Below are 26,644 nucleotides of genomic sequence, written 5' to 3' on the forward strand. Positions count from 1 at the left end.
TTTATGGGTAGCTAGTTGTCTGTCTCTCTATTGTCATAATAAACAGGAGTCAAAACTTATTCAAAAAGGATTTTTACCGTTATCAAAAATTTTTTTTGATAACTAGAAGGTTTTATCACATACTAAGCCCTTGGGATGGATGAATACTAGTTGTTTAGTTGATTAGGGATAGTTAAATGTATAATACAGGGAATATTAATGTTGTTGCCAATAACTTCACTAATACTAGTTTTATGGCAGTTAAAAATACAAATTAATGATACTCGTATAGTTAAGAGTAGGATTGCAAATGTTTTTGAGAAAACTTATTCAAGAAGTCTTGTTGGCAAAAACACACAGTCATTTTTTCAAAGTAAGGAGCTGCAAGAAAATAGTTACCAAAAAATACTAATATAGTTATGATAAATCCCCATGTATTAATAGATACTATTACACTAGGTTAATAAGTAAATATAATTAGATCCTGCGGAATAATTTGCTATGATTTAACATAAATGCTTAGTATTGCTGTAGTAAAAATATCAGGGAATAAATTATCAAATGCAAAACCAAGTAATTACTAAAATCCCAATTATTGGGTCTTAGATACCTATAAACATTAATTAATTAAAGACTGCCAATAAGGTTTAGAGTCAAACTAGTTTTCATTTTGCTGGGGAATATATTAGAAACATCTTTTCATGGAGGTGTTAGGGTTAAAATATAACATGTTCAGGATTACCGTTTCAAGATGACCGTTAAATTGCTGAGTAAGGATTGTTAAATTGAGTTCATGAGTTAAGACAATTTATATATACACTTCATACAATCTGTAAGGTGCTTATTTTGAGTTAATTCTGGATTTTATTATGCATTTGCAAGATTTTTTGAACCATCTGTTTACTAGTGACTTACTCAAGCTTGACAAAAAATACAAAAATTAAAGTGCTATTTAAACATCCGAAATATTTTATTATTTTTGGCGTTTAACTCTTTACTCTTAAATAACTTCGGGCTGGTTTATTTAAACCCTAAAATTTAGTCTAAACTCCAGTAATTGATACACCCACTAGAAAGTTAAGTTACAGAAAAATAGTGAGAAGCATATTTTGAATCAGGTCTAAAAATCACTTAGATTATTCAACAGTCAGAAATCTACTGCCCACCATATCAAAGATGCTCCACACTAAAATAGCTATACACTCAGTATTACTTTCCATTTATGTCTAAAATCTTAGGATTCAATCTTTATAGAGCATAATCAACCTTAATGTTTGTACTAACTACGGAAAGGTATTTACCCTAGATATAAACGGTAGAAATCTTCTAGGCGAACTCCACCATATTAATCAACTCCTTATAGATTAGGAAAATTGTGGTTATGATTGACAAGGCATTTACCTTATGGATGTATATGCCTTGTTTGGATTGATGAGGAATCGGACCACCTACAAACTTACACTATACAAGTGTTAGTCTTTTAGAATAATCTTTCTTCACACTATTTACAAGCACACTCTCTAACATTTATTTATTGTTCCATAACGAGAGAGGTTCTTTACAAAATGCTTGACTCTCAAATACTCTCTAAGAGTGGAACATATGTAAATAACTTGCTTGAATTATGAAGACCCACTCCACAAGGGAGCCACAACCAAATACACGACTGACTGATTGATGATATACATACTCAGATAACCCCATTAAGTTAGTAAATTATAGGTAATTTAAGCAAATAGACGCAGTTAATGCGTCTATATTTTTAATACTTGTGTTGCTAATGACCAACATTAGGATTAGTGAGGTTATCTAATTGCATCCGTTGCTCCATTTGACGGAGGAAATAACCTGTCATCATTGCTGATGCCAAAAGACCGGCAAGATTGTCTCTATCTGTGGTAATTTGCACATTAAAACTTTCTGCAGGTAGAGCTCCCACTAGCCCCTGAACATTTTGTGAAATTATTTGTTTAATTTCCGGGCTGACTGACTGGGCAACACGGGCTAAAACCTCAGGAGATTGGTGCTGTAAATAGCTGAGTAACTGATTGGAATTATCGTCAAAGTTCTCGTGTAATAGATTATTGGGGTGTTCCTCAGAGTTGTCATTTAAAAAGTTAGGATTAAACACCATTGGCAGTTATTTTTGAGCTGAGTTGCTAGTTCTACTCTAAACCATAGTATAAGTATGAGCCACGTCCATTTTTCAGATCGGGCAGATAATCAAGTGGTTAAAAGACTATTAAACCTCCCCTGGAGCTGAAGTTATTTGTAATTCTAATTGTTCTCTTTGAGAATTACTCTTAAATGGTTGAGGGAGTTGGTCAATTTGAAAATATTGATGAAACTTTTGGGTTAATTGCAGTAAATAATATCGCGATTCACCAGTACGATGTTTACGTACAAAACCTTGTCCTACTAGTTCTTGGATATGTTGATATGCTCCTGAACCACGAATATTAATTAAATCACTTTGACGAATGGGACTACTTAGGGCAATAGCTGCCAGGGTCCGTAAAACCCCTATACTCAATTCTACGGGGATTAGGTTTTGTACTAGTTCTTGAAAACTAGATCTTAGTTGCAAACAGTACCCTTGAGGTGTTTCTATCACCTCCAAGGCACTATCCCGGCGAGCATATTCATCAATGAGTTTACCAATTCCCTCCTTAACTGTGGCATGATCATAGGCAGCGCATTCAGCAATTTCCCCAATTGATAGGGGTTGCCCCTTTAAATACAGAATAGCTTCTATTTTTGTCACAGCAGTCATTATTAGATTGTGGATTTTCCATTTTGGACTACTAAAGTACTAGAAGATTTTACTAGCACTTTGTTTTAAACGATTAGCTAAAACGTCAAAGCTAAGAACTTAAAATCATGGGGTAAATTTATTTCCTCCATAAAATAATCAGAGTATAAATACACCAAACCTTATAGTTAATTGATTAGTAACACTAATGAGGGACAATCAAGTGGGATGGGTTATATTATAACCAAGCAAAAAGTCAATAGCTCATAGATTATGAATTTATTGGCTTTTCATTGTAGTCTTCTCCTCTATTACCTAAACGAGATGCGAGGATTGATTCAGCAATTGCTAAATCTTGGGGGGTTGTAACTTTCAAATTAGTTTCTTCGCCCTCAACAACATGAACCTCTAATCCGGATCTCTCGAATAGGGCAGCATCATCAGTCACTTCCCATCCCTTACTTATGCCTTTTTGATGACATTGCTTTAAGAGCATAACATCAAAACCTTGGGGGGTTTGTGCCGCCCATAAATTACCTCGTTTAGGGGTGGACTGGACGATTCCACTTTGGTTTATAACTTTAATAGTATCCTTTACAGGTACAGCTGCTATTAAACCGTTACAACCTTCCATTGCTACTGCACATCGATCAAATAAATCCGGGGTGGCAAGACATCGAGCTCCATCATGAATTAAAACTTTCCTTGCATCTCTTGGTAGTCCCTGTAAGCCATTGTAAACTGATTCTTGACGGGTGGAACCACCGGGAATAAATTGCATTGGTTTAGTTAATTGTTGCTCGGAGATAATCTCCTCAAAGTAACCTCTATCATGAGATTGAGAAATAATCCCAATCCAACTTATAGTCGATGCTCCATTTGCAGCTAGCAAAGTCCAACTTAATAGGGTTTTCGATTGTACCTCTAACAAGAGCTTATTCTTGTTACTACCCATTCGTTTCCCCATCCCGGCGGCTGGAATTAGTAAATGCACAATTATTTTTCCTCAGTCTATTCTTATTACATAGGGTAATGTGATCAAGGATCTGGTACATAAAATAAATAACTGTAATTTGTTATTTATCCCCCATAATCTACCCCACAATCCGATTGCTTAACCCCTATATTTTCCTAAAATCAAGTAGCAAGTAAGCTCAAATAAAAAAATTATGCGAGTAGTAGCCCTTATCCCTGGCGGCATTGGCGATCAAATTCTATTTTTTCCGACTTTGGATGATCTGAAGCGAATTTACCCCGATGCCCAAATAGACGTGGTTGTTGAACCTCGGTCAAAGGGAGCTTACCGGGTAAGTAAGTCGATTCATGAAGTTTTGTTGTTTGATTACAAAGACTGCAACAGTTTGGCTGATTGGGCTAATTTAGTTGGTAAATTACGTGATAGCGAATATGATGTTGCGATAACTACTACTAATGGTTGGATAGAAAGCCTAATTTTATGGCTGACAGGAATACCAAAACGTATCAGTTTTAAGGGAACCTTTGGAGCTTTTTTCACTGAGGAGGTAACCCTAACAACCGAACAATATACTGGTCATATGTATCATGATCTGCTTAAAGGTATGGGTATTCAATCAATTTGCCCAGAATTGATGGTGAATGTCCCCAAATCAGATATTGACTGGGCAGTCCAAGAACAACTCCGTTTAGGAATTAAAGATACTGGCTACGTTATAATTTGTGGTGGTTCTGGTTATTGCAATAGTCCACAGGGCGAAACAAGAATATACCCAGTAGAGAGTTGGCAGCAAGTTATGCAAGGTTTTCACGAGAAACAACCCAATTTGCCTTTAGTGGTAATCAAGGGGCCAAATGATGATGCTTTCATCAAAAGCCTTGTCTCCCTTATACCTAATGCTAAGGTTAGTTCTCCTGGAGATATAGGTAAACTGGCAGCTATAATTGCCGGGGCAAATTTAATGTTATGTACTCATAATCCCGCATTGCATTTAGGTGTTGGAGTGCAGACTTATACCTTGGCTTTATTTGGCCCCACAGACCCAGAAAAATTATTACCTGCAAGTGATAGGTTTTTAAGTATAAAATCTCCTACAGGTAAAACAGAGGATATTCCTCCTATGAAGATATTAGAAAGAGTTTGGGGAGGGTGAAGAAAAAGCCGGGGAGTAGGGATAAGGGGGACATTTTTCCTCTTATCCCTCATATTTTAATAGCTATAATTTTGTATAAAATTTTACAAAATTATAGCTATTAAAACTACGTATTATTTGGTCCTCAGTTGGCACAAGTATTTTTTATATTGCAACAGCATTATTACCTTTGGCTTGGCTTATAGAAATAACTAACGATTATGACTTCATAATTTGTGTTTGCACTGAAAGCAAAGAAAGCGAAACCCTTAATCGTAATTGAATTAAGTATAGAAATTAATTGTGCTTGCCATTACAAATAATCTTTATCCCGAAAAAACTAAACTTTCCCATCACTAGCCCCTTATGATGCTTATATAAACTTAAGTTACCTTTGCTAACTACAATAATATTTCTGATGTATGTATTTCCTTTCCAATTGCCAGTAATAGCTGGTATTAACCTTGTATTATGTACTTAATATATGATAAAGAAACTGAAATAAATCAAATAGTCAAGTATCCATACTATAAAATTGAACTTATATTTTAAGATGAAATATCGGCATGCCTAATTTATGGTTGAATTTAATATTGCTGAGAATTTACCAATAGATAATTTTTATGATTAAAAAAATCAGTTAAAAATAACTTTTGCAGGTACTATTATCAACAGTCAAACAATTGTTATGAGTTATTGTTATCAATTAATCATACTTTTGCAACTATCGTAATTAAGATAATTTGGTTTATCATTTAATTCTTCAGGCTCGAAAAAAAATACTGCCATGTCAAGCATTCCTACAGTATCCCAGACGTGCTATTATTGTTCATATTTAAGTTTCTAAACCCATGTGCTGTTCTAAAAACAATTGGCCCTATATTTCAGTAGATTTGTTTAAGCTCTAAAATTAACCTGAATAACAAGTAATTGAAGGTTTTCCCCAAAATACTTTGTTACAATGCTGATAAATTATACTCAGGGCGATGTGTTTATACCCTTTTTTATAAAGACAAGAACATAAATTTTATCAAGTACTGCCTTGCTTTTACTACGTAATTTTACGTAGATTTATCTCGCCTTTTCTAATTACCAGAGTTCACGGGACTATAACTGCTTTAATTACCTTATGTTCTTGCATATGACAAAATGCAGTTTCTAATTTTTTTAAATCGAATTTTGTACTCAATAGCAAATGAAAAGGAATTCTCCTAGTTGCAATTAAGTTCAAAGCTTCCCGAACAAAGTAAGGGGTATTATGAAACACTCCCTTTAATGTCAATTCATTGTAGTGCAACTTCTCTGTACTTACCAAAATAGAAGTATCCTGAGGACAACCGCCAAATAAATTCACTGTACCACCAGGGCGTACAGTAGTAATAGCTGTTTCCCAGACACTTGGTACCCCTGTTGCCTCAATTACAATATCTGCACCTAACCCATCAGTAAGTTCTTTTACTATTCCAGCAATATCTGGTGTTTGGTGATAATTGAATATATGTGTTGCCCCTAATTTCTTCCCAATCATTAATCTGTTATTATCACCACCAAAGAGTATTACCTCTACAGGAAAATCATGGGCTAGCTTGGCAACGAACATCAAGCCGATTGCCCCATCACCCATAACTACTACTTTTTGGACTATTCCTTTACACTCATCATGACTTTTTAGCCCAGAACGAGCCACCCCATGTAGTACACAAGCCAAGGGTTCTGTCATTGCTGCTAGGTCATCAGGTAACTCTTCGGGAATCGATATCATATTATGTTGAACAATGGCAGAAGGAATTCTCCAGTATTCTGCAAAACTGCCGTTATTCCAAGTTAAATGGGGGCACAGCGAATATTCCTGTCGCTGACAATAAAAACACTTCATACATGGAGCGGAATTATTAGCTATCACACGGTTGCCCATTTTCCAACCAGTTACATCCCTACCTAATGCCACAATTGTACCAGCAGCCTCATGGCCAAAAAGAGTAGGTAGTGTCAGCATTTTTGTATGCCCACCTCGCCTCCATACCTTTAAATCCGTACCACAGGTAGTTGCTGATCCCACTTTAATGACCACTTCCCCAGAGGCAGGAGTTGGATCCATTACCCGTTCTAAACGTAAGTCTTCCCGACCGTAAAGTAAGGCTGCTAGCAAATTATTACCCCAAATCATACCTAGAATTAACCCCGACAGAATCATATCATTCTTAGCTTTCAAATGGGGGCAAGGATAAAGTAGAAGAAGGAATACTTCTTTTTATAAGTCCTAGTTAGATCAACAATATTATCCTAAGGAAAGACACTGTCTATTCTGATTACTACTTAACAATTAGTAATCAGAATAAATTTTTATAACCTACATGGAAATTTCTAAAACATTAAGTCATAAATCTAAACCCACTAAGTATCTACTCTAAAATATAGTTAACGTCTGGTTTTGAGCAAAACCTCAAATCGAATATTGACATCCAGATATATTGGCCTAAGTAACTAGTAATTATGAAACTTAATTTCAAACTTAAAAGAGCTACAAGATAATTAAAAAATATAAAACTAAGTCTCAATTCGTAAAAATACAAAGCTAGTTAATAGATGTTAACAGTACTAAACACTGATTAAGTATATTAAATTAAGATATATAGATTATATACTGGTAATTATTATATGTTAATAATAAGCCAAGATATTCTTAAAGCCCAAATTTTGTAACATGAATTTAGACTCAAATACACAGTTTATAATATAAAGTAATTCTACGTTTTGCTTTACTTTTTAAGTGTGATTTATTTAGGAAATCCCTTGCTATATGTGTAAACTGTAGATGACTCTATTATAATTATTCTTGGTATAAGAGCAGCATTATCCAGAATATCGAGTCAAACAGTTTTAAGAAACTGCATTCACCCAAATACTACCCTTTGTTCAATCTGAGCAAAAACATTTTTACACAACATATTTTACGAATTTATACATCATAAATATATGCTATTTAATAACCTAAAAAAAACAAATCTATTGAGTTACTGAATATTATCAAAGCTATAAATACCTTTTAAAGTAAGCTATTTATAAATATAAGTTACCTGAATAATAATACTTCTTTAATATTGATTTATTGCTACCGTATGCTCACGAACAAGTCATTAGTCTTTCAGTGAAAGTAATTCAGTTGTTATTTAACTATTATGTATTGAGGTTTTTAACTATTAAACTTTACCTCATCAATTATGAGTTACTATATTCCAATGAGAGCCTCTAATAAGCTCTTTTATGTAAGCTATATGAATGCTATCATCAAATAAAATTTTGTTGACTATATATTATCTAGTACTTATAGATAGTCTTTAATTAGTAAGCTACTGGTAAATATACTCCACTATCCCCTAGCAGAGTGTTGCTGGTTGTTTACATATGACAATACAGTATATGGTCTAGTGAAGCTTTTAAGAATTTGTTACTTAATTAAGTTGTTTTATACACCATTTGTTATTGCTCTCATTATTTCTCTGTTTTTACTAGGATTTTTTAGCCCCTTCATAATTATCAAGTTATTCCAAATTCTCAAATTTATTATGCAATTATGGTTTTGCCTGTATAGCAATGTTTTTGTTAATTAAAAAATTCATTTAACACTAAAACCTACATTAGTTCAAAACAAGTTTCCTATCTAAAATTTAAAATGCAATGACAAAGAGACATCCTAAAGGATAGAATATTCCTATAGAAACTGCCTATTTGACCCATTGGCTTTGCCAAATAGTCGACTTAACAGAGTGGTTCAACATATCGTTGCTAGACTTGTTATCCATGCTCGGGCTGGCTGTATTTATTGGTGTTATCCTTGTACAATTCTTCCAGAAGAAGGCTTCTACTGTGGAATATTGTTATTAGGGCCTGTGTTTGTCTTAATTTTATGATTGAGACGATTAAGGAGTTAATTGTTTTTTCTAAAGTATTGTTACCCAATCATGATATGATCCAACTGAACTGGATGTGCAGTTAGAATAAATAGTTGTGCTGGTTCCAAGTCCTGTGAGCTTGTCAGATGAATCAATACCTACCACGCCACCAACAACAAGGCAAAATACCCAGTCTGGTTTTGGAGAAGCAAAACTAGCAAACTCTATGCAGGACTTCTATCAACTCTCCCAGCAGCTGTTGTTAATAACTCTTGCAATTTCAGGGTTTGTGTTTGTACTTGTATGGGTATTTTATTCCCTAAACATTGCTCTCAATTATCTCATTGGGGCTTGTGTGGGTCTATCTTACCTAAAAATGCTGGCGAAAGACGTTGAGCAGCTGGGTAATGAGAAGAAGCGGTTGAGCAAAACCCGTTTTGCTCTGTTCATTGGATTGGTTATATTTGCTACCCAATGGCATCAGCTACAAGTTTTGCCCATATTTTTGGGATTTTTAACTTATAAGGCAACGCTAATAGTCTACACGCTGCGAACGGTCTTTATATCTGATTCTTGATGGACTCAGATTCAAAAATAAAATCCTCCAATCCTCCTTGTATGAGGAAACTGTCGCATGGGAATGCTTAGTTTCTTAAATGCCTTGAACTTTTATACCTTTGCCAACCTAGAAGTGGGCGAACACTTCTATTGGCAATTAGGTAACTTGAAAATACATGGGCAGGTTTTTCTCACCTCCTGGTTTGTGATTGCCATTTTAGTGGTGGCTTCACTAGTTGCTACTCGTAATATCCAGAGAGTTCCTAGTGGCATACAAAACTTGATGGAATATGCCCTAGAATTTATTCGGGATTTGACTAAGAATCAGATTGGAGAGAAGGAATACCGTCCTTGGGTGCCTTTTATTGGCACATTATTCTTGTTTATTTTTGTGTCTAATTGGTCTGGTGCCTTAGTTCCCTGGAGGTTAATAAAGCTCCCAGCAGGAGAATTGGCTGCCCCAACCAATGACATCAATACAACAGTAGCATTGGCTATGTTGACATCTTTAGCCTATTTTTATGCAGGCTTTAGTAAACGTGGTTGGGGTTACTTTAAAAAGTACATAGAACCGACCCCTATACTATTGCCAATTGCAATACTAGAAGATTTCACCAAGCCCCTTTCTCTCAGTTTCCGTCTATTTGGTAACATCCTGGCGGATGAGTTGGTTGTGGCAGTACTAGTTCTTTTGGTTCCTCTATTTGTACCATTGCCAGTAATGGCTTTAGGTTTGTTTACTAGTGCCATTCAAGCCTTGGTCTTTGCCACTCTGGCCGCGGCATATATTCATGAGGCAATGGAGGGACATGGTGAAGAGGAACATGGAGAACATTAATGAGAAGACATCAGCTTTATGCTTAAAGCTTTATAGCCTCCTATAGACATAGAAGCTAGAGATTTGGGCTGATTGTTGGTTCAAAAATGCTTCAATTGATGTAACTTTAGGTTTGGGTGTAAAAACCTCAAAACTTGGAAAATCTAAATAGTTGATTTTGTACTCAAGGTAAGGAAAAGAAAATGGATCCATTAGTTTCTGCTGCTTCAGTTCTCGCTGCCGCCCTAGCAATTGGTTTAGCTGCTATTGGACCTGGTATTGGTCAAGGTAATGCCGCCGGTCAAGCAGTAGAAGGTATTGCTCGTCAACCAGAAGCAGAAGGAAAAATTCGCGGTACTTTATTGTTAACACTAGCTTTCATGGAATCTCTAACTATCTATGGTCTAGTGATTGCCCTAGTATTATTATTTGCTAACCCCTTTTCTTAAGCTCTAAAGCTAATTGGTTAGAGGCGTTATATCGAACGTCTCTAATCTTTACTATCCATGTTTTTATAGCAGATGAGGACGTCAACTTGTTGCTGTTTGGATGATTTTCCTTAACATCCAAGTAAAGGAGACAAATGTTTGATTTTAATGCGACTTTGCCCTTGATGGCATTACAATTTCTATTGCTCGCGGCTCTATTGAATACTATTTTCTATAAGCCACTAACAAAAGCATTAGATGATCGTGATAATTATGTCCGTGATGGTTATGTAGATGCTAATGAACGCTTAGCTCGGGCTCAGAAATTAACTCATGAGTATGAGGAGAAACTAGCAGATGCTCGTCGCCAGTCTCAATTGATCTTGACAAACGCCCAGGCTGAAGCACAAAAAATTACTTCCCAAAAAGTTGCCGATGCACAGCAGGAGGCACAGAAACAGAGAGAACAGGCTGCCAAAGAAATAGAACAACAGAAAGATAGAGCGTTAAGCGCTTTAGAAAAAGAGGTAGATGCTTTGAGCAGACAGATAATAGAAAAACTGTTGGGATCAAGTTTGGCTAGGTAAATTACTTCCTATATGGTTAAGTTACTGAGCTAAAAGTTACACAATGTACACATGCAGAAGAGCACCAGTTTGTTGGAGTTAAATAGTCGTTAATTTGGCAGTTTTTCTCCATAGTATTATCAAGGGAGTAGCGCAGTTGTAGATGAGTATTATGGGAACCGTCTTATTACTTGCCACAGAATCAGAAGGTGGTTTTGGTCTAAATTTAGATATTCTGGAAACCAATATAGTTAATTTGGGTCTTCTGATTGGCATATTATTTTACTTCGGGCGCAATGTATTAACTAACACATTGAGTGAGAGGCGCTCAAAAATTGAGAAGACCATTGTGGAAGCTGAAACCAAGGCAAAAGAGGCTGCGATTACCTTATCAGAAGTGCAGCAGAAATTAACTCAAGCACAGGCGGAAGCAAAGCAACTTATCGCAACGGCTGAAGATAATGCCAAAGCCATAAGAGAATCAATTCTAGTGCAAGCAGAGGAGGATGTGAAACGGTTGGAAGAAACAGCTGCTAGGGACTTAAATGCAGAAAGAGATAGGGCAATTGCTCAGTTAAGGCAACAAGTGGTGGCAATGTCACTGCAAAAAGTTGAGTCTGAGTTGCAAGTAGGAGTTGCAGAGGAGACCCAACAAAAACTAATTGATAGCAGCATAGTGCTACTAGGAGGTTAGGAATGACAATTGACATAGCAATGGCAAAAGTTGCCCAGCCATACGCCCAGGCTCTCATGTCTATAGCCCAAAGCAATAATCTCAGTGACCAAATTGGTGAAGATGTACGTGCTTTATTAAATTTGCTCAATGAGAGTGACATGTTACGTAACTTTATCGGCAATCCTTTCATTGATGCAAATGATAAAAAGGCAGTACTTGTTAAGATTCTAGGAGATGGGGCTAACACTTACCTACTCAATCTTTTAATGCTACTTGTAGATGGAAGACGGATTTCATTTTTGTCAGACATCTGTGAGCAGTATTTAGTACTATTACGCCGGTTGACTCAAACTGTATTAGCAGAAGTAACTTCTGCCCTACCTTTAAGTGAATCTCAGGTACAGACTATCAAGCAGAAAGTTATGATGATAGCGAGTGCTCAGCAGGTAGAACTAGAAACCAAAATTGATAGTAACATTATTGGCGGCGTAATTATCAAAATCGGTTCCCAAGTAGTTGATGCTAGCTTGCGTTGTCAATTGCGTCGTATTTCATTGCGTCTAAGCAGCTCCTAAATAGATTTGGGTTTTTGAATTTCACAGCTACTTCCTACAGAGGTATTCCCTCATATTTTTGTTTCAGTGGCAAAGCTGTGGGTTATTTAGCCAGTAGGATTTTGGATTATGAAATTCCTGTCTGAATAATTTCTCCATATATCTAATTTGGTTTCAACATCCAAGCAAAGAATTCATCAATTCTTCCGTCTCAAGAAAATAAAAACAGACTCATGAGTATTTCAATCAGACCCGACGAAATCAGCAGCATAATCCAACAACAAATCGAGCAATACGATCAAGAAGTCAAAATTGCTAACGTTGGTACAGTCCTCCAAGTTGGTGATGGTATTGCCCGTATCTATGGCTTGGAAAAAGCTATGGCTGGTGAGCTTTTAGACTTTGAAGATGGGACAGTTGGCATTGCTCTCAACTTAGAAGAAGATAATGTGGGCGCAGTGTTAATGGGTGCAGGTCGACAAATTCAAGAAGGTAGTACTGTTACTGCCACTGGAAAAATCGCTCAGGTTCCTGTAGGTGAGGCTTTGGTTGGACGGGTAGTTGATGCCTTAGGTCGTCCAATTGATGGTAAGGGTGAAATAAAAACTTCAGAAACCCGTTTGATTGAGTCGATGGCTCCCGGTATTGTTGCTCGTCGTTCCGTACACGAGCCAATGCAAACGGGAATTACCGCTATTGATGCCATGATTCCTGTGGGTAGAGGTCAGCGGGAGTTAATTATTGGAGATCGTCAAACTGGTAAAACAGCTATCGCTATTGACACCATCATCAACCAAAAAGAGGAAGATGTAATGTGTGTATACGTTGCTATTGGTCAAAAGGCCTCCACTGTGGCAAATGTGGTGCAAACCCTGCAAGATAAGGGCGCTATGGACTACACAATTGTGGTTGCTGCTAATGCCAGTGATCCTGCTACCTTACAATATTTGTCTCCTTATACTGGTGCTGCTATGGCTGAGTACTTCATGTATAATGGCAAAGCAACCCTAGTAATTTATGATGATCTTTCCAAACAGGCTGCAGCTTACCGTCAGATGTCCTTGTTACTACGTCGTCCACCCGGACGTGAAGCCTATCCGGGAGATGTATTTTATCTCCACTCTCGTTTGTTAGAAAGGGCTGCAAAATTAAGTGATGAATTAAGTGGTGGCAGTATGACCGCTCTGCCTATTATTGAAACCCAGGCAGGTGATGTATCTGCTTATATTCCTACCAATGTAATTTCTATTACTGATGGTCAGATTTTCCTCTCTTCTAACTTATTTAATTCTGGCATTCGTCCTGCTATTAACCCTGGTATTTCCGTATCAAGGGTGGGTTCTGCAGCACAAACCAAGGCAATGAAAAAAGTAGCTGGTAAGTTGAAGCTAGAATTGGCTCAGTTTGATGAGCTGCAAGCATTTGCTCAATTTGCCTCTGACTTAGATAAAGCTACTCAAGATCAATTAGCCAGGGGTGTTCGACTAAGGGAATTACTTAAACAGCCCCAGAACTCACCGCTTGCTGTATACGAGCAGGTAGCAATTTTGTATGCGGGTTTAAATGGGTATTTAGATGATGTGGCTGTAGATAAAATTGCTGAATTTGCATCTGGATTTCGGGAATACTTGAAAGCTGGTAGTCCTCAGTATACCCAAGGTGTAAAGACTTCAAAAGTTCTAGGCGAAGCAGAAGAAACAGCGTTAAAAAAAGCAATCGACGAGTACAAGAAAACTTTCTTGGCAACAGCATAACAGTTTTTTAGATTTTGTGGAAAGTTTGCTCAACGGAGGAAAACCAATGCAACTTTCCAAAAATGGTTTTGGATTAAGTCCAAAATTCTAAATCTAAAATCTAAAAATCTAAAATCTAAAATCAGACAATGGCAAATCTTAAAGTAATACGTGATCGCATTCAGTCAGTTAAGAATACGAAGAAAATTACCGAGGCCATGCGCTTGGTGGCAGCAGCTAGAGTGCGCCGTGCCCAGGAGCAAGTCACATCTACCCGCCCTTTTGCTGATCGCTTAACGCAAGTTTTGTATGGTTTACAAACCCGGTTGCGTTTTGAGGATTCAAATCTACCCCTGCTGAAAAAACGTGAAGTCAAGTCAGTTGGTATTTTAGTTATCTCTGGTGATCGGGGTTTATGCGGAGGTTATAATACTAACGTTATCAAACATGCAGAAATTCGTGCTCGAGAATTAAAGGCTCAAGGAATCGGTTACAAGTTTATAATTGTTGGAAGGAAAGCACTCCAGTATTTTCGCCGTCGTGATTATCCCATTGATTCCAGCTATATTGGCTTGGAGCAAATTCCCACTGCTACGGAAGCCAACAAAATTGCTGATGGGTTATTATCTTCGTTCTTATCTGAAAGTGTAGATAGGATTGAGTTAATTTATACCAAGTTTATTTCTTTGGTAAATTCTAAACCTGTAATACAAACCCTCTTGCCGTTAGATCCACAAGGTTTAGAAACTCAAGACGACGAAATATTCCGCCTAACAACTCGTGGTGGAGGTTTTCAAGTGAAACGGGAGAAAGTTAATACAGAAACTCGTTCTTTCCCCAGGGATATGATTTTCGAGCAGAATCCAGTAGATATACTTGATTCTTTATTACCCTTATATCTTAGCAATCAATTATTAAGGTCATTGCAGGAGGCAGCAGCTAGTGAGTTAGCTGCGCGGATGACTGCAATGAGCAATGCCAGCGATAATGCAGCTCAGTTGATTGGTACTTTAACTCTAAGTTACAACAAAGCTAGGCAAGCTGCGATTACTCAAGAGATTCTTGAGGTTGTGGGTGGTGCAGAAGCACTTAAATAAAACTCTATTGACGGCCACAAATAAGCTAATTGCTGGTATTCATGTGACTGGCGATTAGCTGCTTTGGCAGTTAAGATAGGTAGAAAACAACCAATATCAAAAATACAATTATAGGCTAACTATATTGTACTAAGTAAGTTTTAAGTGAATTAATTAGCAGAAGTAAAAAAGTGAAACAATCAAGTTTATATAAACTGCTGGTAACACCTTTGCAAATTTTAAATTAGTCCTGTTCGGTTGGTAAATTTTAATGGTCAATAACCTAATATTTGATTGAGTACACTTTATACTCAATAGAATTTAAACTTTGTTTGTTCATAAGATGTTTCAGATTAACCAAATTATATAAGATTAGTTGTAGCATGATAGGAGTTTTAACCTGGAAAGGCTACTAAGTTCTAATTGTATAAATGCAGTGAAAATTATATCCATAGCTCTCTAATATACATAATATTTAAGCTAGATAACAAACTACCCTACTCATCATGTGCAACATACTTATATACCAAGTTACCTAATTAATCATCACCATTACATCAGCTCATAATAGTTTAGGGTTAAAAATAAAAGTTTGCATTTTGTAACACAATTTAGCCACAATGGACTTTAATATATAGATAAGAGAATTTCATGGGTCCGTACCGGTTTTGACAGGTTGGCGAAATCTACTCTGTGACTCAGGTCGAGAGTGAGTATTCTCTCGAAAATAAAATGCTCAAAACAAAAGTAAATGCGAATAATATCGTGTCTTTTGCTCGTAAGCCCGTTGCAGCTATTGCATAGGTAATAAGCCTCTTATAGGTTCGAGCCTTCATTGTCTGACTCCGTTAACGACTTTGGAGCTAACCCCAACGGATATGCCAATTAGTTATCTCTGGTTAATTAGTTGGTAAGAAACTTACTAGAGTATCCTGGCGTTCGGGATAATGAACGTTCCCCGCCCTGAGGGTAAAAGGGGCTAAACCTGTGAATGAGCGGGGGGTTAATACCCAGTCTGGACAGCAGTTCGACTCTGCTCGGATCCACTATATAACTGCACAAAATCCACTTGACACGAATGTCAAGTGGATTTTGTGCAGTTATATGAGGAAAGTAATACATTGCACATTACTGCAAGGGTATATCCTATAACAAAGGGATAAATATACATACTGGCCCTAATAAGATGATAGAGTCCGAGCCTATGCATAAATTATCATTGAGGCTTTCAAATAAAAATAATTGAGAATAGACTTGTATTCAATTAAAGGCTATATCAATAAAATCGCCATTTTTTCTCGTAGATATTCATCTTATTTCCCATTATGAGATGGTATCTTGATCCTAAACAGAGTATTATAGATTAGGTGGTAAATCTCAGTATTATCAATTGTTATAGTTGACTTATCAGCATTGAAACCATGTATGGGCTCTTGCCACAATAGACCCATACAAAACTTGTCCAGCTGACAGCAAAAGACAAACTTTCCCATTGCTTATTAGGTGCAGATATAAATGGAAAAGTTTTTGTTCCGCTCTTCCCATCCTACGATGAACCATTCCTGCTTTTTTGTAGCAACGGAGAGGGCAAATTCATATCCCCTATTACCTTTAAATCTCCTGCATCACTATCTGCTGCTGTTATGAGTAACATGTTAGGTGATATACAACCTTTTGCATTATTATAATTACAAAAATTATCGCTGCTTTCTGCTTCCAATACCACAAAGAAACCTTTAGGATTTTGAGATACAGTTGCTAAAATGTTAGATTTAACATTTCAGCAACTGTGTGTGTAGTAAGTATATATAAGGGTAAATTATTTTGTTTTAAATTTTCTTCTGACTCTTCATTATAAGTATTTTAAGCTGTAAAGACTCCCAGTATTTTTTTCGTGTTGGATGGCAGCTAAACTAAAGGAGTTTGAATTGACCTTGACCCCTGTTACATGTGTAACCACACCAGCGCTGGAAGTTACCAGGTTCTTCGCATGTCCCAAATAAATGCCCAGGTTTGACATTTTGTCCTAATTGAGTCTTCTGCCAGGTCCATAGTGTAAAATTTATGCAGTGCCCTAGTCTAATATATTAGTACTATTAGTACCTATAAAGATTGCATTTCAAGTTTTGAGTAGTTCTCCTCCGGAGGTTGCAAATGCTACCCGTGTGTAAATAGAAATAATAAAATAGCAACCCAACTTTATTTTTAAAAATAAAGTTGGGTTGGATAAGTAAGTACATACATTCAAAAAAATATCAATTGTTATTAGTCTAAGAACCCCATCAATGAATTCGATTCATCTTTCATTTTTACCATTATGGGGCGATTACCCATTAAAGAATATTTTTTGGATATTACTAAATCACTAGCTGTTATCGGACGAATTCCAGAAGCAGTAATTTCATCTACGATATTCATCGTATTTGCAGCTATGGGACGTATACCCATAATATCAATTGTCTCCACTACCTTTAATTCTGAAGACTTGGTAGGGCGAATTGATAAGGCTGACTTTTGACGGATATCCAGTTTGTTGGATAATTCTGCCTGAACTGGGTTTTGATTTGTTTCCTCAGATTTAGGTTTGTCTATATTTTTGTCTATATTTACTGTTTTACTTTGGTCATTTTTAACCTCCACTATATTCCCCCCTTTTGCTATAGTTTTTATTTGCTTATTACTGACTAAATTTGACAGTGTTTAATAATAGCCATGAATATAATATATCTGAATTATTCATTAATTTTTATAACAATTATTTAAGAGTCCTAGAACTTATTTATATTTTAACCTGAGTTTTTCTACTCTAGTTTTCTATTATTACTAAACTCATGAAATAATTTTCCGCTTTTAGTCAAAAATATTCAAAATTCAAAGGAGAAATAATCAGAAACTAATAACTTTTTCTGAAAGTAACCGAAGATTGCTGGGGTCTTTCGTTACCCTGTGCTTACCGTTTTCTTGCAAGAAGTTATTAGCGATCGCATTTTCGGAGGATTTACTACTATTCTAGTGTTAATCTACAAAACGCATGGATTTGTAAGTAAAACTATGAATCGAAGGCAATTGTTAAGGTATTTTTGTGTGGTAACGCCAACAATAGCTGCGACTGCAGCTACTTATAGCTTACAATCCCGGTTATTGGCTGCACACAATGGTAGTAAAGTTCTCTGGGACTATTTTGGTAAAAAAGGGGCAAAGAATTGGGGAAAATTGTCCCCACAGTTTCTAACTTGTAGATTAGGTCAATCCCAATCTCCAATTAATCTTACATCTGCAATTAGCGCCAGTATACCCAATTTACAATTCAACTATAATCCTTCTACTCTAAGAATTTTTAATAATGGTCATACTATCGGTGTCAACTATGATAATGGCAGTATGCTGACGTTAAATGGAGAAACCTACGAACTTATACAATTTCATTTCCATCACCCCAGTGAGCATACAGTGGATAATAAATCCTATTCTATGGAGTTACACCTTATACATAAGAGTAAAAGAGGTTTTATTGCTGTTGTGGGAGTATTCCTTAAACAAGGCAATTACAATCAACTTTTAGAGTCACTTTGGCAGATGATGCCTTATCAAGAAAGTAAGGAGGTAAGATTTCCCTATATCACCATTAACGCTCAAGACTTGATACCCCAGTCAGAGAGAGTTTACATGTATTATGGCTCTCTAACCACTCCACCATGCTCTGAAAATATATACTGGATAGTATTTCAAGAACCATTAGAAATCTCTACAGATCAAATTCAGCAATTTGCGGGAATATTTCCTATGAATGCCAGACCTGTTCAGGAATTAAACAGCCGCTTTTTATTGCAGTCATCTAGTCACCAATATTAATGATATTTTGGGCTTTCTACTATGGAATTTATGTTTATGTTTGTGTTTGTATAAAACATAAATAATATGAATAGACTTAAATATTTGAATTCAGGTCTGTAGATTAAAACACAATAAGCAAAATCAGTTCATGCCATAAATTATTCCTCATCAAGGCTTGGTTTGTTTCCAAGCAAACAAAGCCCATCCTACTGAAGCAAATACCGCTTTGAAACCTTGTACAATAAGAAACAGCCAAAACCCAGTGTGAAAAATTTAAACACATACATTATGGTGTTATCGCAACAAAATATCACTGAGTATGGACTTAATATTGTAAATGTTATATCTAGAGGTAATTATAAACTTAGCTTTTTAGTAGTAAAGTTTGCAAAACTTAACTCGTTTACTCTATTCCAACGGTAAATTTTATCCCTAAATTCTTTCCACTGTTTATATATTTGCTTGAATTGTGCATCTTTAATAGCATTCTCCTCAAATATTTCCAAGGTGGCTTTTTGAGCTGCCTCCATGATCTCTTGACTATAAGCAACTAATTTAGTCCCACCAGCAACTAATCTTGCTAGTGCTTCCCCATTCAAGGTATCATATTGACTTAGCAGAGTAATATTAGCCTCGTATGTGGCTGTCCTAAATATCTCTTGATATTCTTTTGGCAGATTTTCCCATTCGTTACGATTTACTAACATATCTAAAGTCGGACCGGGCTCCCACCAACTAGGATAATAAAAAAACGGTGCAGCTCTATTTAAACCCAATTTCTCATCATCATACGGTCCTACCCACTCTGCAGCATCAATAGCTCCACGTTCTAGGGATAAATAAATCTCGCTTGCGGGCAAAACCTGTATATTCACTCCTAAACGAGACATAACTTGACCACCTAGTCCAGGGATGCGCATTTTTAAACCCTTAAGGTCTGCTACTGATTTCACCTCTCTTTTAAACCATCCCCCCATCTGCGTACCCGTATTACCTGCAGGAAAGTTGATAATATTAAACTGCTCCCTATAAATTTCTCGAATCATTTCTAGACCTCCACCATTGTACAACCAGGCATTTTGCTGTTGTGCACTTAGGCCAAAAGGAACAGAGGAGGCAAATACTAATGCTAAACTTTTACCAATATAATAGTAACTGGCTGTATGACCACATTGTACTTTCCCTTGTCTAACAGCATCTAGTACCTGTAATGGTGGAGTTAGCTCCCCTCCTGCATAAGTCTTGATGGTGAAACGTCCACCAGTCATTTCTTTTACGCGTTTTGCAATTGTTTCTGCACCATTAAAAATGTTTAGGGATATAGGCCAACTTGTTGCCATGCGCCATCTTACAGTTGGTAAACTTGATTTTTTCCCAACAGTATTTGTCCGACGACTACAAGCTACGGCTGCAGCAGATGTTGCTGTGGCAATCAAACCTTTACTAATAATTTCCCTACGCTTCATAAGTAATCCGTAAAAAGTTTCCCGAAGTTGCAACTCTCACATTGTATTATGAATGAGTATACTTAGGGCTAATCAAGAACCGAGGAAAATTTAACATAAGCAAGATTTAAAATTCCTATAGCAGAAAAAGCGTTCTGCTATAGGAATTTTTCCAAGTAAATATAAGAAATAATTTTACTTTTGATTATTTTGTTGGCTTGTACACTACCAAAAACTAGAAGCATTACGTTGTGTGTATACAGTAATTAATAGTCTTACTGCCAAGGCATAATAATAGAATTATTTAAATTTATCTTATCATTAATGCATCCAATTACATCAAATACAAACTGATAACACCCTATTTTACTTAAATAAATAGGGAATATATGTAGACTTTTAATAATTCATATTTTGGTTATCCAAAAATTTCATTTATCACCTATAAATCTCAAAAAGATGCTTTCTCAATTACAGCTATACCAACTAGCTGGAAATAGTATACTAGTGAGTGCCCTAAATGGTTATCAAATAGGTCTTAAATACAAAAAGTTTTTGATGTAATTTAAGTAATATCATACTTCCTGATCTGATGGCAGTAATTTGAATAATTCATTTGCTAAGATATATGGAGTTTATATCATAAAGTTATTATTATATTCCATAATAACCTTAAGCAAATTTTACAAAATTTCGCATATATTTTATCTATGTATAAATATTATTTTATATTCCTGTATAACAGGTATTATTTGGAATAAAATATATCTTAAATTAAAGTAAAATTACTATTTTAATAGTGCTAAAAAACTCTTAATTATTATTTAGTAAAAATCATAGTAAATTTACCAAAATTATAAATAGCATAATTAAATTATGGTGGTATCTAAATTGTTGTTTTGTTTGTTCTCACTGTAATAAAAATACATTGAAATTTAGAAAAAAATAGCCAAGTAAATCTTGTTCAGAATATTGCCAGATAAAATTTTAGTTATATCCTGCATTATGCAGGATATAACTTTGCTGTATGATTGCAAGCATAATTTTTCCTAATAATAAAAATCTGTTTACCTAAGTTTAAAGGGCAGATGATTTATTCAACCATATTAATTATGAATTTCCTAGCCCTATCAGAATACCTAATGGCTTATTCCGTGCTATTTGGGATTTTTTGGGTGCTAATACCCTCTTCCTCTTAGCAAATCTTAAAATCACTAGCAATCCATTCATTGATAATAATCTATCTGGACTCAGTCTATATGACATAAAAGTTTTGCTAAATCAATATTGAGTAACATTTTAACTCGAAGATTATGCAACCTAGCTTTTTCTGAAACTCCGAAGTTACATCAGTGTGCAGCAGAAAACATTTGTTATTTATAGATAGTATAGAATTCTGCTAATAAAATATCCAAACTTGTTCTTTTTGAGCAGATATTATCTAGATAGTAGCCTTTTATTTTTGAATTATTTAATTTTCTACTCTATTTTATTTACCAACAACTCTAATGAATAAGTGGGTAAGCTCACCCAAAGAATACATTCAATCTTGTCCTGATACAGAACTACTAAAACTCCTGGTTTTAGTCTCACTCTTAACTATATGCCATGGAGATTAGTTAAATTTTGAAAACTTAGGTTTATTTGCATTATTATATAACTATAAAATCAGTAAAGAATCAAATAAAATTAAGGACAGAGCATGAGTAGGGATTTAGCAATTAGGTTGCGGGAAGGGACACAGCAATCCCATACATTAGCCGAAAATACGATATTCATGCAATGTTTGTTTAAGGGAATAGTGGAGAACCAGCCTTTTCGGCTAATGATAGTGAACTTGTATTTTGTCTATATTGCTTTAGAACAAGAACTCGAACGTTATCAAGAACATCCAGTGGTGGGAATGATTTGGTTTCCAGAGCTACATCGCCGTGAACATTTGTCAAAAGACTTAGCTTTTTATTACGGTAAAAACTGGCGAGAGGAAATAGTCTCTTCATCTAGCACAAACCAATATGTAGCTCATATTCATGAGTTAGCTGATACCATGCCAGAGTTGCTAGTAGCCCATGCTTATGTACGGTACATGGGTGAGTTATCTATGGGCTCAAGTTTAAGAACTATAGTACGCAACGTTATTGATTTGCCAACAGACAAAGGAACAGCCTTATATGAATTTGATAGTTTACCTACCACTCAAGCAAAAAAATTTTTAAGACGAAATATCGTCACACTTTAAATTCACTTCCTATAGGACATAGTCTATCATGTGAAATTATAGAAGAAGCTAACTATGCCTTTAAACTCAACTACGATGTTTTACATGAGTTAGAAACAGAAGTAAAAAAAGCTCTTGGTGGGGTCATGTTTGATTTGATTGCCAGCCAGCACCAAACTAATAGTAACCATTACCAAAGCAATAAAAGTCACCATGCCTATACAAACTTAATTGCTACTGAGTAAATAAATAGCCCACTTGCTACTCTGTTCTGATTCCGAGTGTAGTTATTTTCTCCTCACCACAATAACTAACACTGTATTTAATTATTATTATCTTGTAATTCAAGATACCTAAAAGTGTAATTGCTTTTTAAATCTTTAAATATTATTATTTATTTTATTTTTAATTATTTTTTTGAGTTTTCAATAAATAATCTTCACTAAACCGAAAACCTAAAATCCAACAACTATTTTTAAGTATTTAGTCCTATGGAAACTTTCCAGTCCGCGGTTAAATTTGACTCGAACTTACTGCAGAAATATGATTATCAAGTACCTCGTTATACCAGTTATCCTACAGCTACAGAATTGAGAAAAAATTTTGGTGATTTAGATTACAAAGCTGGAATTGCAATTGGTAATTACAAACAAACACCTATATCTCTTTATTGCCATATTCCTTTTTGTCAAACAGGTTGTTATTTTTGTGGGTGTAATACCATTATTACCCAGAGCAAAAATGTAGTGGAAAACTATTTAAAGTATCTGGAAAAAGAAATTAAGCTAGTTGCTACCTTAATAGATTCTAGCAGAGAGGTTAATCAACTACATCTGGGTGGTGGTACACCTAATTATTTGAGTTTGAATCAAATTAGTTGGCTAAAAGATATATTAAACCAACAATTCTCTATTAGTTCAGATGCAGAAATCTCTCTAGAAATTAATCCCCGGTATGTAGACAAAAATTACATTTTTAAACTTAAAAACTTAGGTTTTAATCGAATCAGTTTTGGGGTTCAAGACTTTAATCCCAAAGTACAAGATGCAATTAATCGAATTCAACCAGAGTCGAGTTTATTTAATGTGATGGATTGGATTAGAGAAGCAGGATTTGAAAGTGTAAATGTAGATTTAATTTACGGGCTCCCATTTCAAACTTTGCAAACATTTCAAGATACAATTCAAAAAACAATCATGCTAAATCCAGACCGCATAGCAGTTTTTAACTTCGCCTATGTGCCATGGATTAAACCAATACAAAAGAAAATCCCTAGTCAATATTTACCACAGCCTTTAGAAAAGCTAGATATCTTTCAAATGACTATTGAAGAACTAACTAACAATGGTTATGTTTTTATTGGCATGGATCATTTTTCTAAACCGGATGATGAGCTTGCAATTGCTCAAAGGCAGGGAAAGCTACATAGAAATTTCCAAGGTTATACCACAAAACCTGAATCAGACTTATTTGCTTTCGGAATAACTTCTATTAGTATGTTGCACGATGTTTATACTCAAAATCATAAGTTTCTCAAGGAATATTATAAAGCAATTGATTCAGGAATATTACCAATTGAAAAGGGAATTAGTCTAAATAGAGATGATGTTCTCCGTCGTGCCATCATCATGGATTTAATGTGTCAATTTAAACTTTCAATCAGTGATCTGGAAGACAAATATCATATTGCTTTTGATACAGATTTCGAAGAATATTTTGCTCCTGAATTATTAGCACTACAACCATTAGTAGTAGATGGCTTAATTAAAAGATTTCCAAATGGTATTGAAGTAACATCCACAGGAAGATTATTAGTTAGAAATATTGCTTCTGTATTTGATGCCTATAGTCAGAAAAAGTTTGTGAAGACTTTTTCTAGAGCTGTTTGATTATTTTTATTTTGTCTAGTCAATCTACTTATTTGATAGCTCATTAACCTCTATTAACTTCTCTACTGATATGAGGTTCAGATGATTACTTGTCATAAATAATTCATATGGCCTGGAAAATGAGTAATTTTTGGGTCATAGATAGCTTCTAACAATTATCTTGAGTTCTACAGTATTACACCAACCTACCCCAACTATTTTCTAATTGTGGGTATGGAATTGAACTTCATATTACACAACTAAAAACACAATAGAGGAGAGAACATAATAATGCGAATTATGATGATCCAGCCCAATTATCATTCTGGTGGTGCTGAAATTGCTGGAAATTGGCCTCCCAGTTGGGTTCCTTATGTAGGAGGAGCATTAAAAACAGCCGGGTTTGAGAACATCAGATTTGTAGACGCAATGACTGATTACATTTCTGATGATGTTCTGCGGGAAATTATCGCTAATAATCAGCCGGATGTAGTTTTAGCAACTGCTATTACACCGATGATTTATCAGTCCCAAACAACTTTACGGATAGTTAAAGAAGTATGTCCTCAAACCAAGACAATTATGGGGGGAATTCACCCTACATATATGTATAATGAGGTCCTGCATGAAGCCCCCTGGATAGATTATATTATTCGTGGGGAAGGAGAAGAAATTACTGTTAACCTACTAAAGGCAATTGCTAATGGTACGGATATAAGGGAACGCCGTCACATTCTAGGTATTGCATTTTTAGAAGACGGAGCAGTAGTAGCTACAGATTCCCAACCACCCATTGCAGATTTAGATGCTCTTACCCCGGACTGGAGTTTATTAGATTGGACAAAGTATATCTATACTCCCCTCAATGTACGAGTGGCTGTTCCCAGTTATTCTCGGGGATGTCCATTTACTTGTCGTTTCTGTTCCCAGTGGAAATTCTGGCGTAATTATCGTTCCTGTAACCCCAAGAGATTTGTAGATGAAATTGAAACTTTAGTTAAAGATTATCAAGTAGGATTTTTCATCCTAGCTGATGAGGAACCAACAATTAATAAGCCCAAATTTATGGCATTATGTCAAGAATTAATTGATCGCAACTTAAATGTTCATTGGGGAATTAATACGCGGGTAACAGATATTTTAAGGGATGAAGAAGATTTACCTTTTTATCGTCGAGCAGGTTTAGTACATGTATCTTTAGGTACGGAAGCTGCAGCTCAGTTAAAATTGAACCTTTTCCGGAAAGAAACTACCATCGAGCAGAATAAAAAAGCAGTACAACTATTAAAACAAAATGGTATTCTGGCAGAAGCTCAATTTATCATGGGCCTGACAAATGAAACTAAACAAACTATAGAAGAAACCTATAAAATGGCATTGGATTGGAATCCAGATATGGTGAACTGGAATATGTTTACACCTTGGCCATTTTCCGAACTATTTGAAGATCTAGGCGACCAAGTAGAAGTTAGAGACTACTCACAATATAATTTTGTTACACCAATTATGAAGCCCGAAGCCATGGAACGGGAAGATGTTCTTAAGGGGGTATTAAAGAACTATGCACGCTTTTATTTGCGTAAAAGTGTAGAATACTGGTTTGAAAAGGATAAGTTTAAGCGCAATTATTTGTTGGGATGTCTTAAGGCTTTCATCCAAACTACGCTTAATAAGCGATTCTACAATTTGAAACGGGTAAAATATAGAGGCTTAGGGGCGGAAATAGAACTAGGGTTTGATGAATCTAAAATACTTACCCGTGAACAAATTGCTCAATTAAAGCAAGAACGCCCAGAACTTTCAGCAGATACTGATTTTACTGGTAATATTTCCGCTTGTGGTGCTCCTAATGATTTACCTGAATATGCTGAAAAGCAGGATATTCCTACTATGAAAATATAGAAGTGTTGTTTGCCTTATAATTGCAATAGCATTGGAATCCTAACAATAGAGCTATTGCTTCTTTCAATAATGACTTCAGATATTTCCGACAAGATAGTAAGAGTTACAAGAAAATGAAGTATAAATGATTGATTCAATATCTACTCTTCTCTTATTATAGATATTGTTGGTTTACTATACCAAAAATCTATGCTTTTCAAACTTTTAGGGGCTTATTCTCTATTCCAGAGAAGCACA

24 protein-coding genes and 1 other RNA gene are annotated in these 26,644 nt (G+C 35.6%); 16 read left to right on the forward strand and 9 right to left on the reverse strand.

Going from position 1 to position 26,644, the window contains the following annotated elements:
• Positions 1-1,756 precede the first annotated feature (1,756 nt).
• The 3 genes from RINTHH_RS05530 to ispD all read right to left on the reverse strand — a co-directional run bounded on the left by RINTHH_RS05530 (position 1,757) and on the right by ispD (position 3,725).
• Positions 1,757-2,113 (reverse strand): DUF760 domain-containing protein, encoded by a 357-nt coding sequence (locus RINTHH_RS05530; protein WP_008233909.1) that lies wholly within the window; start codon positions 2,111-2,113, stop codon positions 1,757-1,759.
• Between the two features lie 108 nt (positions 2,114-2,221).
• The gene (scpB, locus tag RINTHH_RS05535) at positions 2,222-2,752 is read right to left on the reverse strand and encodes an SMC-Scp complex subunit ScpB (RefSeq protein WP_008229140.1); all 531 of its coding nucleotides are present in this window, start codon (positions 2,750-2,752) and stop codon (positions 2,222-2,224) included.
• A 250-nt stretch (positions 2,753-3,002) separates the two neighbouring features.
• Entirely contained in the window at positions 3,003-3,725 is a 723-nt protein-coding gene (ispD, locus tag RINTHH_RS05540) for a 2-C-methyl-D-erythritol 4-phosphate cytidylyltransferase (protein ID WP_044304712.1), read from the reverse strand.
• A 175-nt stretch (positions 3,726-3,900) separates the two neighbouring features.
• On the opposite strand from ispD, the gene RINTHH_RS05545 reads away from it, so the two are divergent.
• The gene (locus RINTHH_RS05545; protein ID WP_008233912.1) at positions 3,901-4,860 is read left to right on the forward strand and encodes a glycosyltransferase family 9 protein; all 960 of its coding nucleotides are present in this window, start codon (positions 3,901-3,903) and stop codon (positions 4,858-4,860) included.
• Between the two features lie 1,078 nt (positions 4,861-5,938).
• On the opposite strand, the gene RINTHH_RS05550 is transcribed toward RINTHH_RS05545, so the two are convergent.
• Positions 5,939-6,988 carry a zinc-dependent alcohol dehydrogenase gene (locus tag RINTHH_RS05550; protein ID WP_044304750.1) on the reverse strand — a complete coding sequence of 350 codons (1,050 nt, stop codon included), beginning with the start codon at positions 6,986-6,988 and terminating at the stop codon, positions 5,939-5,941.
• A gap of 1,618 nt (positions 6,989-8,606) precedes the next feature.
• Between RINTHH_RS05550 and RINTHH_RS10725 the strand changes: the two genes are divergently transcribed.
• The 10 genes from RINTHH_RS10725 (at position 8,607) to ssrA (ending at position 16,189) form a co-directional block, all read left to right on the forward strand.
• Positions 8,607-8,750, forward strand: coding sequence for a hypothetical protein (locus RINTHH_RS10725; protein WP_155943910.1), 144 nt, complete (start codon positions 8,607-8,609; stop codon positions 8,748-8,750).
• A gap of 115 nt (positions 8,751-8,865) precedes the next feature.
• Positions 8,866-9,309: an ATP synthase subunit I gene (locus RINTHH_RS05555; RefSeq protein ID WP_008233917.1), complete on the forward strand. Its 444-nt coding sequence runs from the start codon at positions 8,866-8,868 to the stop codon at positions 9,307-9,309.
• Positions 9,310-9,366: 57 nt separating this feature from the next.
• A complete protein-coding gene (gene atpB, locus RINTHH_RS05560; protein ID WP_008233918.1) occupies positions 9,367-10,128 on the forward strand; it encodes a F0F1 ATP synthase subunit A in 762 nt (253 codons plus the stop codon).
• A gap of 182 nt (positions 10,129-10,310) precedes the next feature.
• A complete protein-coding gene (gene atpE, locus RINTHH_RS05565) occupies positions 10,311-10,556 on the forward strand; it encodes an ATP synthase F0 subunit C (RefSeq protein ID WP_008233924.1) in 246 nt (81 codons plus the stop codon).
• A gap of 134 nt (positions 10,557-10,690) precedes the next feature.
• Entirely contained in the window at positions 10,691-11,122 is a 432-nt protein-coding gene (locus tag RINTHH_RS05570; RefSeq protein ID WP_008233926.1) for a F0F1 ATP synthase subunit B', read from the forward strand.
• Positions 11,123-11,264: 142 nt separating this feature from the next.
• A complete protein-coding gene (locus tag RINTHH_RS05575; protein ID WP_008233928.1) occupies positions 11,265-11,795 on the forward strand; it encodes a F0F1 ATP synthase subunit B in 531 nt (176 codons plus the stop codon).
• Positions 11,796-11,797: 2 nt separating this feature from the next.
• Positions 11,798-12,352 carry an ATP synthase F1 subunit delta gene (gene atpH / locus RINTHH_RS05580; RefSeq protein WP_044304714.1) on the forward strand — a complete coding sequence of 185 codons (555 nt, stop codon included), beginning with the start codon at positions 11,798-11,800 and terminating at the stop codon, positions 12,350-12,352.
• 212 nt (positions 12,353-12,564) lie between these two features.
• Positions 12,565-14,085, forward strand: coding sequence for a F0F1 ATP synthase subunit alpha (atpA, locus tag RINTHH_RS05585; protein WP_008233942.1), 1,521 nt, complete (start codon positions 12,565-12,567; stop codon positions 14,083-14,085).
• A gap of 128 nt (positions 14,086-14,213) precedes the next feature.
• The gene (locus tag RINTHH_RS05590; protein WP_008233943.1) at positions 14,214-15,161 is read left to right on the forward strand and encodes a F0F1 ATP synthase subunit gamma; all 948 of its coding nucleotides are present in this window, start codon (positions 14,214-14,216) and stop codon (positions 15,159-15,161) included.
• Positions 15,162-15,793: 632 nt separating this feature from the next.
• Positions 15,794-16,189, forward strand: a transfer-messenger RNA (tmRNA) gene (ssrA, locus tag RINTHH_RS10420).
• 497 nt (positions 16,190-16,686) lie between these two features.
• Here ssrA and RINTHH_RS10730 read toward each other — a convergent pair.
• The 3 genes from RINTHH_RS10730 to RINTHH_RS05600 form a co-directional block, all read right to left on the reverse strand.
• Positions 16,687-16,866: a hypothetical protein gene (locus RINTHH_RS10730; protein WP_008233944.1), complete on the reverse strand. Its 180-nt coding sequence runs from the start codon at positions 16,864-16,866 to the stop codon at positions 16,687-16,689.
• Between the two features lie 126 nt (positions 16,867-16,992).
• A complete protein-coding gene (locus RINTHH_RS10735; RefSeq protein WP_155943911.1) occupies positions 16,993-17,160 on the reverse strand; it encodes a hypothetical protein in 168 nt (55 codons plus the stop codon).
• A 245-nt stretch (positions 17,161-17,405) separates the two neighbouring features.
• Positions 17,406-17,780 (reverse strand): hypothetical protein, encoded by a 375-nt coding sequence (locus RINTHH_RS05600; protein ID WP_008233946.1) that lies wholly within the window; start codon positions 17,778-17,780, stop codon positions 17,406-17,408.
• Between the two features lie 306 nt (positions 17,781-18,086).
• Between RINTHH_RS05600 and RINTHH_RS05605 the strand changes: the two genes are divergently transcribed.
• The gene (locus tag RINTHH_RS05605) at positions 18,087-18,992 is read left to right on the forward strand and encodes a carbonic anhydrase (protein WP_231291161.1); all 906 of its coding nucleotides are present in this window, start codon (positions 18,087-18,089) and stop codon (positions 18,990-18,992) included.
• Between the two features lie 338 nt (positions 18,993-19,330).
• Here RINTHH_RS05605 and RINTHH_RS05610 read toward each other — a convergent pair whose 3' ends face one another.
• Positions 19,331-20,440: a TRAP transporter substrate-binding protein gene (locus RINTHH_RS05610; RefSeq protein WP_044304718.1), complete on the reverse strand. Its 1,110-nt coding sequence runs from the start codon at positions 20,438-20,440 to the stop codon at positions 19,331-19,333.
• Between the two features lie 1,089 nt (positions 20,441-21,529).
• Positions 21,530-21,685 (reverse strand): hypothetical protein, encoded by a 156-nt coding sequence (locus tag RINTHH_RS10740; protein ID WP_155943912.1) that lies wholly within the window; start codon positions 21,683-21,685, stop codon positions 21,530-21,532.
• Between the two features lie 436 nt (positions 21,686-22,121).
• On the opposite strand from RINTHH_RS10740, the gene RINTHH_RS05615 reads away from it, so the two are divergent.
• From RINTHH_RS05615 to bchE, 4 genes are all read left to right on the forward strand, one after another.
• Positions 22,122-22,658, forward strand: coding sequence for a biliverdin-producing heme oxygenase (locus RINTHH_RS05615; protein ID WP_008233956.1), 537 nt, complete (start codon positions 22,122-22,124; stop codon positions 22,656-22,658).
• 11 nt (positions 22,659-22,669) lie between these two features.
• Positions 22,670-22,882, forward strand: a complete 213-nt coding sequence (locus RINTHH_RS11370) for a hypothetical protein (protein WP_269208831.1) — start codon at positions 22,670-22,672, stop codon at positions 22,880-22,882.
• Positions 22,883-23,128: 246 nt separating this feature from the next.
• On the forward strand, positions 23,129-24,526 hold the full coding sequence (gene hemN / locus RINTHH_RS05620; protein ID WP_008233959.1) for an oxygen-independent coproporphyrinogen III oxidase: 1,398 nt from the start codon (positions 23,129-23,131) through the stop codon (positions 24,524-24,526).
• A gap of 270 nt (positions 24,527-24,796) precedes the next feature.
• Positions 24,797-26,407: a magnesium-protoporphyrin IX monomethyl ester anaerobic oxidative cyclase gene (gene bchE, locus RINTHH_RS05625; RefSeq protein ID WP_008233962.1), complete on the forward strand. Its 1,611-nt coding sequence runs from the start codon at positions 24,797-24,799 to the stop codon at positions 26,405-26,407.
• Positions 26,408-26,644 lie beyond the last annotated feature (237 nt).

Origin of the sequence: Richelia intracellularis HH01 (assembly GCF_000350105.1) — a bacterium.
GTDB lineage: Bacteria > Cyanobacteriota > Cyanobacteriia > Cyanobacteriales > Nostocaceae > Richelia > Richelia intracellularis.

Bases quoted from the DNA above. Each gene is read 5' to 3' on its own strand.
- RINTHH_RS05545 (WP_008233912.1), top strand. From the start codon at position 3,901: ATGCGAGTAGTAGCCCTTATCCCTGGCGGCATTGGCGATCAAATTCTA.
- bchE (WP_008233962.1), top strand. From the start codon at position 24,797: ATGCGAATTATGATGATCCAGCCCAATTATCATTCTGGTGGTGCTGAA.
- scpB (WP_008229140.1), bottom strand. From the start codon at position 2,752: ATGACTGCTGTGACAAAAATAGAAGCTATTCTGTATTTAAAGGGGCAA.
- RINTHH_RS05590 (WP_008233943.1), top strand. From the start codon at position 14,214: ATGGCAAATCTTAAAGTAATACGTGATCGCATTCAGTCAGTTAAGAAT.
- atpB (WP_008233918.1), top strand. From the start codon at position 9,367: ATGGGAATGCTTAGTTTCTTAAATGCCTTGAACTTTTATACCTTTGCC.
- atpH (WP_044304714.1), top strand. From the start codon at position 11,798: ATGACAATTGACATAGCAATGGCAAAAGTTGCCCAGCCATACGCCCAG.
- RINTHH_RS10735 (WP_155943911.1), bottom strand. From the start codon at position 17,160: ATGTCAAACCTGGGCATTTATTTGGGACATGCGAAGAACCTGGTAACT.
- RINTHH_RS05610 (WP_044304718.1), bottom strand. From the start codon at position 20,440: ATGAAGCGTAGGGAAATTATTAGTAAAGGTTTGATTGCCACAGCAACA.
- RINTHH_RS10740 (WP_155943912.1), bottom strand. From the start codon at position 21,685: ATGTCATATAGACTGAGTCCAGATAGATTATTATCAATGAATGGATTG.
- RINTHH_RS05570 (WP_008233926.1), top strand. From the start codon at position 10,691: ATGTTTGATTTTAATGCGACTTTGCCCTTGATGGCATTACAATTTCTA.
- RINTHH_RS05615 (WP_008233956.1), top strand. From the start codon at position 22,122: ATGAGTAGGGATTTAGCAATTAGGTTGCGGGAAGGGACACAGCAATCC.
- hemN (WP_008233959.1), top strand. From the start codon at position 23,129: ATGGAAACTTTCCAGTCCGCGGTTAAATTTGACTCGAACTTACTGCAG.
- RINTHH_RS05575 (WP_008233928.1), top strand. From the start codon at position 11,265: ATGAGTATTATGGGAACCGTCTTATTACTTGCCACAGAATCAGAAGGT.
- RINTHH_RS05530 (WP_008233909.1), bottom strand. From the start codon at position 2,113: ATGGTGTTTAATCCTAACTTTTTAAATGACAACTCTGAGGAACACCCC.
- atpE (WP_008233924.1), top strand. From the start codon at position 10,311: ATGGATCCATTAGTTTCTGCTGCTTCAGTTCTCGCTGCCGCCCTAGCA.
- atpA (WP_008233942.1), top strand. From the start codon at position 12,565: ATGAGTATTTCAATCAGACCCGACGAAATCAGCAGCATAATCCAACAA.